Origin of the sequence: uncultured Algibacter sp., assembly GCF_963976535.1 — a bacterium.
Lineage (GTDB): Bacteria > Bacteroidota > Bacteroidia > Flavobacteriales > Flavobacteriaceae > Algibacter_B.
The window spans coordinates 1-6,526 of sequence record NZ_CAXBLF010000099.1; the positions used below are offsets into that span (position 1 = coordinate 1).

The 6,526-nt window shown below is 35.9% G+C and carries 5 protein-coding genes and 1 pseudogene; 1 reads left to right on the top strand and 5 read right to left on the bottom strand.

The window, feature by feature from the left end; genetic code table 11:
- Positions 1 to 67: 67 nt before the first annotated feature.
- Positions 68 to 325: pseudogene (locus AAC024_RS15450) on the top strand (transposase); the annotation flags it as partial.
- 326 nt (positions 326 to 651) lie between these two features.
- Here the strand turns inward: AAC024_RS15450 and AAC024_RS15455 are convergent.
- The 5 genes from AAC024_RS15455 to AAC024_RS15475 all read right to left on the bottom strand — a co-directional run bounded on the left by AAC024_RS15455 (position 652) and on the right by AAC024_RS15475 (position 6,475).
- Entirely contained in the window at positions 652 to 2,142 is a 1,491-nt protein-coding gene (locus AAC024_RS15455) for a cellulose synthase family protein (protein WP_339896391.1), read from the bottom strand.
- Entirely contained in the window at positions 2,139 to 2,831 is a 693-nt protein-coding gene (locus tag AAC024_RS15460; RefSeq protein WP_339896392.1) for a glycosyltransferase family 2 protein, read from the bottom strand. Before AAC024_RS15460 ends, AAC024_RS15455 begins: the two co-directional genes overlap by 4 nt.
- Positions 2,828 to 3,304 carry a hypothetical protein gene (locus tag AAC024_RS15465; RefSeq protein WP_339896393.1) on the bottom strand — a complete coding sequence of 159 codons (477 nt, stop codon included), beginning with the start codon at positions 3,302 to 3,304 and terminating at the stop codon, positions 2,828 to 2,830. Before AAC024_RS15465 ends, AAC024_RS15460 begins: the two co-directional genes overlap by 4 nt.
- A gap of 214 nt (positions 3,305 to 3,518) precedes the next feature.
- Complete coding sequence (locus AAC024_RS15470) at positions 3,519 to 5,108, bottom strand: 4Fe-4S dicluster domain-containing protein (RefSeq protein ID WP_339896394.1); 1,590 nt, start codon at positions 5,106 to 5,108, stop codon at positions 3,519 to 3,521.
- A gap of 65 nt (positions 5,109 to 5,173) precedes the next feature.
- The gene (locus tag AAC024_RS15475) at positions 5,174 to 6,475 is read right to left on the bottom strand and encodes an FAD-dependent oxidoreductase (protein ID WP_339896395.1); all 1,302 of its coding nucleotides are present in this window, start codon (positions 6,473 to 6,475) and stop codon (positions 5,174 to 5,176) included.
- Positions 6,476 to 6,526: the final 51 nt, after the last annotated feature.

Genomic DNA, 6,526 nt, shown 5'->3' on the forward strand with positions numbered 1-6,526 from the left:
TCCTCTTTAGATTACACAAACTTTTTGCTTAATCCCCATAAAATTAATGTGACCCAAACAAAACAACATACGAATTGTTGGAAAACCCCTGGGCCGCCCACCAAAACAGCAACTGAATGCCCATCAAAAACGAAAATTGAAGCATGAGCAAAACCAACGAAACCATATAGAGGGCAAATTTGGACAGGCCAAAAACGCTTACGGACTGAGCGACATAAAAGCCAAAAGGAGTGACACCTCCCAAAGTTGGATAGGCGCTATCTTCTTTATAATGAACCTTATAACATTAACGAAAATAGCAGATATATATGCTATTTTTTGTGCCTTTATCAAAAAGCAACGTTTTTGTGGTTTGCTCTTGAAAACTGACTCATGCTTCTCGACTGTTTTTATCTCTGATCTTTATAAGTATCAAAATCATAAATTAAAAGTACTATGAAAATCAGCAAGCCCTATTTAGAAAAACCCTTGGATACAAACCGCAACTTAAGTTATACCAACCGTTAAGAGAACCTTTCAATTCCGCGTTAGCGATTGAACGGTCTGTTTGAGCTCGCCGACGCAGGAGGAAGCGAGTAGTGAAAGCGCGACCCTTGTGGTAACGCCCAAATAATTAGATTCCCTTCTGCAAGGGAATGAAAAAACTAGATTTTACACTTTAGATGCCAAAGATTTAAAAAAGACATAGCCAAAACCTGCAAATAACATGAGGTGAAAGGGGAAGAGCCCGAAATCGCCACCTTGGTTGCCAACAATAAAGGCGCTGTACATGCCAAAACCGAAATAGAGCATAAGTAAACCCTCGAAAATAACATGAACGGATATGGTGCGTTTCATGTATTTGTTATTTTTCCAGTTGTCTTTATACTTGGTAATATTGAATTTTGGTGTGCGTACAAAGTCTGATTTTTTACCTAAATGGCCTTCTAAAACGGCAATGGAATTATGCAGTGAAAAGCCCATAGCAATTGAGAAAAACACAAAGAACATACCTATGTATTTTATGAAATTTTTAAAGCCGCCACCATAGATGTTTTTGTACATAAACCAGTAGCATATAAAAAATATTATAGTACTGATTACGAAGAAACTCATAACGTAAAAGTATGGGCGTAAATGGGCGTATTCGTTTTTTATATAGAGCATAGGGATGCTTAAAACCCCAACGATAAGCACGTTTAAAAACATGGTACTGTTTAACAAATGAAGTAAGCCGTGTACTTTGGTTTTGGCTGAAATGTTTTTGCTTTTTACAACACTTCCCAGCATTTTACGGAAATTTTCTGCACCGCCTTTATTCCATCTGAATTGTTGCGAGCGTGCAGCACTTATAACTATGGGAAGTTCGGCAGGGGTTTCTACGTGTTCTAAATACTTGAATTTCCAGTTTTTAAGTTGTGCGCGATAGCTAAGGTCTAGATCTTCGGTTAGCGTGTCGCCTTCCCAATTTCCGGCATCGATAATACAGGTTTTACGCCATAATCCAGCGGTACCGTTAAAATTGATAAAATGCCCTTTGCTGTTTCGGCCTACTTGCTCTAGTGTAAAATGCGCATCGAGTGCAAAGGCTTGAATTCTTGTAAGTATAGAATAGTTGCGGTTAATATGCCCCCAACGAGTTTGTACTACGCCAATGCGCTTGTCTTTAAAATAAGGAACAGTGCGTTTTAACCAGTCTTTTTGGGGTAGAAAATCGGAATCGAAAATGGCAATGATACTGCCTTTTGCGGTTACTAAACCTGCTTTAAGCGCGCCAGCTTTAAAGCCTTTGCGGTTTGTTCTGGTTATTTGTTTGATGTCTAAGCCTGTGGCTTGAAGTTTTTGTATTTGTTTAAGAGTGGTTTCAGCAGTTTCATCGTTGGAATCGTCTAAAACTTGAATTTCTAACTTGTCTTTTGGATAGTCGATTTCAGCAATATTGTCTAACAAACGTTCCATAACATACATTTCGTTATACACAGGAAGTTGTATGGTAATATATGGAATTTCGTTTGGATTTGATAAATCGAATTTAGGAGAGTGGTCTTTTACTTTCTTAGACGCTAGGTAATTAAATAACAGGTTTAGTTGTGCCAATGCATACATGAATATAAGCAAAAGCGATGTAGTATATATGACTATAACTAGTATTTCTAAAATCATTGTTTAAAACTGTATTTAAAAATCCAACCTAAGATTTTTACGCCTGCAAATATAGCGCCTTTTAAGGTACCAGACACCTTTGAAACGCCTATTCTGTTGCGGTAATTTACTGGTACTTCGGTGTATGTAAGTTTCTGCTTAAGCGCCTTGAGTTGCATTTCTACGGTCCAACCATAAGTTTTATCTTCCATGTTAAGCGCTAGTAGTTTGTTATACTTAATGGCTCTAAAAGGGCCTAAATCTGTGAACTTAGCACGAAACAATACGGTCATTAAAGTTGTGGCTAGCCAATTACCAAAAATTTGTGGTACCGTCATAGAACCTTTCTCTCTAAGTCGCTTTTCTCGAGCTCCTATTACAAAATCGATATTATCATTAATTATAGGTGCTACAATTTTGGTTAGCTCCTCTGGGTAATCACTATAATCGCCATCAAGAAAGACTATAATATCTGGTTTTTCGTTTTGATTAGCGATGTGATGCATCCCTTTTAAACATGCATAACCATAGCCTTTGTTAGTTTCATTTAAAGCGGTAGCACCTGCTTTTTTTGCATTAGCTTCTGTGTTATCGGTTGAATTGTTGCTAACCACAATAACCTCGTCAACCGTATTTGGAATGTCGTTAATAACGTGAACTATAGAATCTGCTTCGTTATACGCTGGAATGATGACTTTTATTTTGGTCATTTAAGGTCGCTAAGTTTATTTTCCCTTTTAAAGGACGCAAAGGTAGTCCATTCTTTTATTTTTTTACCTGCTTTATACCTTGAAGCTGCTACTAATTTTTCGTTTTTATACATGAGGCAATACCCGTTTTTTTGATTGTCTTTTAATTGACATTTATGGTTTACTTTTTCCAAGGTATCATAAAACAACCACCAATTGTTTTTTTTACCATTTTTAAAATGCCCTTCTTTTTCTAAGCTTCCAGTTTTAGTATAGAATTTCCAGTAATTGGATTCTTTATTTGCTGAAAAGTGTCCTTGTTTTTTAGGGTTTCCATTTTCGTGATAGAATGTCCAGAACTTTATTTTTTGGTTGTTTTGTATCCAGCCTTCGGATTTTATATTACCGTTTTCGTAATACGTTCTTTGGTATTTTTTTTCCGAGAATGCGTTAAAATTGATTAATAAAACTATTATAAGAATTAAGTTTTTCATCTAAGAGGTTTGGTTGTTTCACAGAGATTCACTGAGGTTTCGCAGAGATACACAGAGTGATTTGTGATAACTTCATGATTGTTTTTCTTCATCATAACAAATGTTTGTTGTTTAATTGAACATGCTCTGTGTGTCTCAGCGGTGCTTTGTGTTACTCTGCGTTATAGCGTTTCATTTCTACAAAGTTGCTCAACTGCAAACTGCGACTGAAAAACTACTTCCTATTCACCAAGTCCATTAAATCAACATCGTTTCCTAATAAGATTTCTGTTGGATTAATACGTCCTTCCATACTATCATTCTCTAACTTTAACACACCTCTTGGGCAAACCGCAGCACAAATACCGCAACCAACACAACTAGAACGTACAATATTTTCACCTTTTTGAGCATAGTGTCTCACATCAATTCCCATTTCACAACTGTTAGAACAGTTACCGCAAGAAATACATTGTCCGCCATTAGTGGTAATTCTAAATTTTGAGAATAAGCGTTGCTGAAATCCTAGAATAGCTGCCATTGGGCATCCAAAACGGCACCAAGAGCGGTTTCCTAAAATGGGGTAAAAACCTGTGCCAATAACGCCAGAAAATATGGAGCCAATATATATTCCATACGCAGATCTTAGCGTACTGGCTTTAATATAAAATATATTATCAGTAGTTCCTGTAAAGTGCATAATTAATAAGGCAGCAATAACCACAAAGAAACCAATAGCGCCATATTTTACGTCTTTACCAAACGCTTTACTTTTAAAGAGCATAACACCTGCAAAAACTAAAGTTAAAAAACCAATAACTAAAGCGATGAAAACACCTCTGGTTAACCAAAAATCATTCTTGTCGTAACCTAAGTACGTGTATATTATTGCTGTTGTCATCACTACAGAAAAGACTAAAATGGTATGGACAAGCCAACGTTCTAATTTCCAAGCAGACATTTTTTTAGAGGATAATTGTCTAAACGAATCTCCTGCAGTTTCTGCTAGTGCACCACAGCCGCAAACCCAAGAGCAATACCAGCGCTTACCAAATTTATAAGTCAAAATAGGTGAAATCACAAAGATTGTAATAATACCAAAAAGGATTAAAGCAATACCAATATTACCTGTAGAAAGAAACCCTTTTACAGACCATTCGTCAAAAAGATAGTAATTAAGTGGCCACATAGATTTTAAATCATAATATGGTAAATCGTTATTCATAACATACATAAATTCGGGAATCAAAAATGCAAATCCTAATTGAAAAAACATGACAGAAACCGTGCGTATTTGTTGATAGCGATTGTGCCTATATTTTAATATGAATTTAAAACCAAAGGCTAAAATAGCAACTGTGTATAGCGTTCCGTAAACAGACCATTGGCTTGCTTGTCTTCCGCTTAATAACTTACTTAAAGGATCGAATAAGCTTATTAAACCTGTGTTTTCAGCACCGTCAGTTCCTAATCCTAAATATTTTGGAAAGAAGTAAAGTACAATGTAAAACGTTGTTAGAATAACACCAACTATCCAGCCCCAAACACCCCTTGAAGAAATCGATTTAAACCAAACGCCATCATTTTTTATGCCTTCTAATTTAGTTAAATAGGCTTCTCTAGAATAGACAATTATCCCAACAATTATTAGCCCTAATGAAAGTGTTAAGAATAAACCTTCGTTGGGAAAATTTGTATTGAAAAGCGCAAGCGTTAAAATAAACAACCCAACAATTCCTATTGCCAATGCCACTTTTTGTTTGTTTGTAATGTCAACAGCATCAGGTTTTGCTAAAGACATACTATGATTTATTTTGTTGCTCATACTTGTTATGTTTAATTTTTTTAGACCTCACAGGTTTTTAAAACCTGTGAGGTCTAAAATGCGTATTATTGGTTTACAAATTGACTATTATATTTAAAGAGAATTGCGTTTTCAAACCTGGAATAAAACTCAGGATCGAAATTAGCTTCGGGCAGATGATTCATTACATAATCTACATCTCGTTTTTCGGTAAGCCACGTATCAAAGACCTCATGACGCATACGAATTCCAAAGGTGTTAATCCCCAAGAATTCGTTGGTGTTTTTATCATAACAAACTGTGATGCATTTTGTGTCGTCTTCATGTTTCCAATGGAAATGTGCTTCATTTTCTCGTGGTTTTGCAAACACCCAACCATAAGTTTGATATTCTATATCTAAAAATTTAGCAGAGTTAAACCAATGTCCGGGTTTGTATTGCATTCTATTTCCGCAAATGGTTTGTGCTACCGTTTCACCCATCATACGTCCTGTGTACCAAACGGCTTCAATAGGTTTGCGTCCATTGATACCTTCATGTTGTTCTGCACAATCGCCAATGGCATACACATCTGGAATGTTGGTTTCTAGGTAACGATTTACTTTTACGCCTCTTCCTGTTTCAATCTCGGAGTCTTTTATAAAACCGATATTTGGAGACACGCCTGCGGTTAGTCCAACTACATCACAAGCAATTTCTTCGCCTGTTTCTTGAATGATTATAGACTTTACTTTGCCATTTTCATCAGAAACTATTTCTTTTAGATTATTGCCTAAACGCAAATCTATATGATGGTTTTTTATATGTCTATTAATCATGGCACTTTCGCCTTCGGGTAAAACAGCATCCCAAAAACTATCTTCACGTACTAAAAAAGTAACAGGGATATTTCGAGAATTAAGCATTTCGGTAAGTTCAATTCCAATTAAACCACCGCCCACAATCACAGCTCTTTTACACACTTCATTATTTGGTGCATGCTTTTCTAGGTTTTCCAAATCTTGTTTATGGTACATGCCCATAACACCTTCACAATCTTGCCCTGGCCAACCAAATTTATTGGGTTTGCTACCAGTGGCAATAACTAATTTATCGTATTGAAGCACATCACCTTTAGCAAAATGAAGTGTTTTAGATTTTGTTTCAACAGTTTTAACGTAGTCTTTCTTAAGTTCAATTCTGTTCTTTTTCCAAAACCAATCTTCATAAGGTTTGGTGTGCTGGAATGTTAGATGTCCCATATATATGTACATCAGGGCTGTACGGGAGAAAAAATATTCAGTTTCCGCAGAAATAATGGTAATTTTTTTATCAGAAAGCTTTCTAATATGTCTAGCTGCGGTTACGCCTGAAATTCCATTTCCTATAATAACAATGTGTTCTTGCATAAATATTGGTGTTATGTGGTATTAGGTCGAAGCTAAAGATAAGAACTTAAT

Coding starts and splice junctions, on each gene's coding strand:
- AAC024_RS15455 (WP_339896391.1), bottom strand. CDS start 2,142: ATGATTTTAGAAATACTAGTTATAGTCATATATACTACATCGCTTTTG.
- AAC024_RS15460 (WP_339896392.1), bottom strand. CDS start 2,831: ATGACCAAAATAAAAGTCATCATTCCAGCGTATAACGAAGCAGATTCT.
- AAC024_RS15470 (WP_339896394.1), bottom strand. CDS start 5,108: ATGAGCAACAAAATAAATCATAGTATGTCTTTAGCAAAACCTGATGCT.
- AAC024_RS15465 (WP_339896393.1), bottom strand. CDS start 3,304: ATGAAAAACTTAATTCTTATAATAGTTTTATTAATCAATTTTAACGCA.
- AAC024_RS15475 (WP_339896395.1), bottom strand. CDS start 6,475: ATGCAAGAACACATTGTTATTATAGGAAATGGAATTTCAGGCGTAACC.